This is a genomic window from bacterium (genome assembly GCA_035295165.1).
Taxonomy (GTDB): domain Bacteria; phylum Sysuimicrobiota; class Sysuimicrobiia; order Sysuimicrobiales; family Segetimicrobiaceae; genus JAJPIA01.
The window spans coordinates 1-3149 of sequence record DATGJN010000021.1 but is presented as its reverse complement, the minus strand read 5'-3'; the positions used below and the strand labels follow the sequence as shown (position 1 = coordinate 3149).

Below are 3149 nucleotides of genomic sequence, written 5' to 3'. Positions count from 1 at the left end.
ATTCTCGAGACCAGCGCGCGACCAGGATTTGCCGGCGTCGGTCGACTTGAACATGCCCCAGCCGACCGAGATGTGGCTGCGGATGTACGGCTCACCGGTGCCGACGTAGACCACGTTCGGATCCGATGGCGCGACGGCGATGGAGCCGATGGATTGCACCGGTTGATCGTCGAATATCGGATTCCAGTGCGCACCGCCATCTGTGGTTTTCCAAACACCGCCGCTCGCGGCGCCGGCGTAATAGATGTTGGGATCGCCGGGTACGCCGGCGATGGCGTCGGTGCGATTGCCTTCCGGGCCGATGAAGCGCCACTTGAGCGTGGATAGAAACGCCGAATCAGGGCCCGCGCCCTTTGACGCTGGTGACGCGGTTTGGTTCTTCGATTCTTTGGCCCGGGACTTGGACTTCTGAGTGTGCGCGGTGGCGGCAGCAGCGGCGATCAAGGGCACGACCATGAGCAGGCGCAAAGCGGCGCGAAGAGAGCGCGACATCGAGCGAACCTCGAGGCATTGGTTGTGGAAGCGGCACGGATGCGGGCGCAGCGGCCCGGTGCAGCTCAAGGCACAGTCGATATAGAGCACGACGAGACCAATCGCAAGGCGGTGGCGGGCGTCGGCCGAATGAAGATCACGGCGGTCGTCGGGCGCTTTTTCGATCCCTTCGCCGCACCGTTCAGATGCCAATTCGATAGGCGCGCGCGCGTTCGCATTTCGTTAGGCGAACGGAGCGGCCGGCATCTACGCTCACGTAGACACGGACAGAGCGCGGACAGAGCGGACAAAGCACGGAGCGCTCCGGCGCCCGAGACGCAATGCAGCGCGAGGTCGCTTGGGCCCGTGTTTTTATCAACAACACCCAATTGGGTTTCACCCGAGCACGCACTATTCCTCGCAGCGGAGCGGTCCGTGCTTTGTCCCTAGTGTCCGCGCTTTGTCCGTTTCCTTATGAGCATAGAGGCCAGCCATTCGTCGCGCGGTGGAAGACGATGCGAGATTTCACCGGATATAAGCCGGTGCGCGAATGCTCCGGAATCTGCCACCCGTCACGTAGAATTTCGAAGCCTAACCGAGCCGTCCGCGCCTCGACTTGCCGCCTAACGGAAGCGTCCGGTGAGCGTCACTCCCCCGCCCGCTGCACTATTTGTCGCTTCCGCTCGAATCCGGCGCTCGTTCGTTCTCGGTGGGGAACGGTTTGGCCGGATACGGGCCAGCCAGCTTCGTGTACGTGCTGGCCCAGAAGTCCGGCGGCCCTTCGCTCTCCGGCACGCGGTTGTGCACGGGTTTTACGGCGCGTTTGAGATATGCGGCAATCGCCCAGAGCTCGCTATCGTCCATGTGGCGCCAGTCCGGCCACGGCATGGGCGGCGCCAGATACCGCGGGTGCATCGGGAAGTTGCCCTGCCCTGGTGTCGTCGACGTTATCTCCACATCCGGCGTCTCCTCGGGTCGAAGACCGTAGCGGAGCGCGTTGAAGATCTGCCGCTCCGTAAAGCGCCCCAGTCCGGTCTCGTTATCGGGCGTGAGGTTGCGGGGATACGTCTTGAAGCAGGGTTTGGCATCGGGATGCAGGGGCGTGCACGCCCCGACTTCGAACACCTGATCATCGGTCTCCACTCCCGCCAGCCACCCGTGCGACGACGGATCATCCAATCCGCCATGGCACCCGCCGCAACCATGCGAGAGCACCTGGTACCGTCCGCGCGCGATGAGCTGCGCGCTCGACGTGTCTGCGCGCGACGGTGCGGTGGCGCGACTAGGCTTGGTCGTGCGCGCTCCGAGGAGCAGCAGCGCGGCGGACAGCGGCACCAGACCTACGATCCAGCGAGACGAGATTCGCGCGCGCAGCATGGCCGGCCTCCCTATTTGAGTTCGAGAATGCCCATCATCCCTTCATCTTCGTGGTCGAGGATATGGCAGTGGTACATCCACTTGCCGGGGAAATCATCGAAGTGCACGACGATCCGCACCGAGGAGTGCCCGGGCACATTCACCACGTCCTTCCAACTCGGAAACGGCTCCGGCACACCGTCCCGGTCGAGCACCTGAAATCGGAATCCGTGGAGATGGAAGGGATGGTCCATGCCGACCACGTTCTGAATCTCCCAGATCTCCGTGGTCCCGAGGCGACCGTACAGGTCGACGCGATTCGCGTCCATCTTTTTTCCGTCAATCAGCCCCTGCGACATCACGAGTACGCGGTGCTCCGCAACGTGCGTCGTATCGAGCGGAGGCACATCGCGAAGGAGGGTCGGGACTCGAATCGGTGGCGCCGCCGGCGCGTGGCTGACGACGAGCGAAAGCAATGACCGCGTGCTGTCCCAGTTGGCGGGTCGCGTCTGCGGCATGTAGCGATCGTAAGGAAGATCAACGAGCTGCATGCGCTCGCCGGGCGTCGATCCGCCCTGCACCAAGACCTCGACGCGTTCGCTGTTGGCGACCATGACGTCGTGCACCGGCAGCGCGTGCGCGAACAGGCCCCCGTCGCTTCCCACGTGGATGAGTTGCGCTCCCGGCACCGACAACCGATACACGCGTGAGGCCGAGGCGTCGATGATCCGCCAACGCTGCATGCCGCCCGGAGGGATCTGGATGGTGGGCATCACCTGCCCATTCACCATGAGGACGTTTCCTTCGCGACCGTTTTCGAGGTCGACGTCCGCCTGGAGGGATTCAGAGTCGGGAAATGAGATCGCACCGTGTGCGTCGAAACGATTGTCGGAGAGGATGAGCACCTTGTCGGGGATGCCGAGCGCCGCAAGCGGATCGTCGCGCGCGCGGACGAGCATTGCGCCGAAGAGCCCCTTTGTCACCTGGTACGACGACCGGGCATCGGGGTGCGGGTGGTACCAGTAGGTCCCTGCGTATCCCGCCGGGATTCGGAATGTGTACACGTACGTCGAACCGGGTGGCACAGGGAAGAGAGCGCTCCCGTCATCAATCGCAGGAAGGTGGAGACCGTGCCAGTGGACCGTGGTGACTTCGGGCAGCTTGTTGTGGAAGTGGACGACGACGCTGTCTCCCTCGTGCACGTCGAGTGTGGGTCCCGGCACCATGCCGTTGTACGCGTACACGTCGACGAGCGGTCCGCCGCGCACGAGGCGGAGGCGGGCCGGTGCCGCGGTGAGTTCGACGTCGACGATGCCGGGGAC

3 protein-coding genes are annotated in these 3149 nt (G+C 64.0%); all 3 read right to left on the bottom strand.

Annotated features, from left to right (window positions below; translation table 11 throughout):
* On the bottom strand, positions 1 to 684 hold a 684-nt coding region (locus VKZ50_03085), incomplete at its 3' end, for a hypothetical protein (protein ID HLJ58696.1).
* 453 nt (positions 685 to 1137) lie between these two features.
* Positions 1138 to 1848 (bottom strand): hypothetical protein, encoded by a 711-nt coding sequence (locus VKZ50_03080; protein HLJ58695.1) that lies wholly within the window; start codon positions 1846 to 1848, stop codon positions 1138 to 1140.
* Positions 1849 to 1859: 11 nt separating this feature from the next.
* On the bottom strand, positions 1860 to 3149 hold a 1290-nt coding region (locus VKZ50_03075; protein HLJ58694.1), incomplete at its 5' end, for a multicopper oxidase family protein.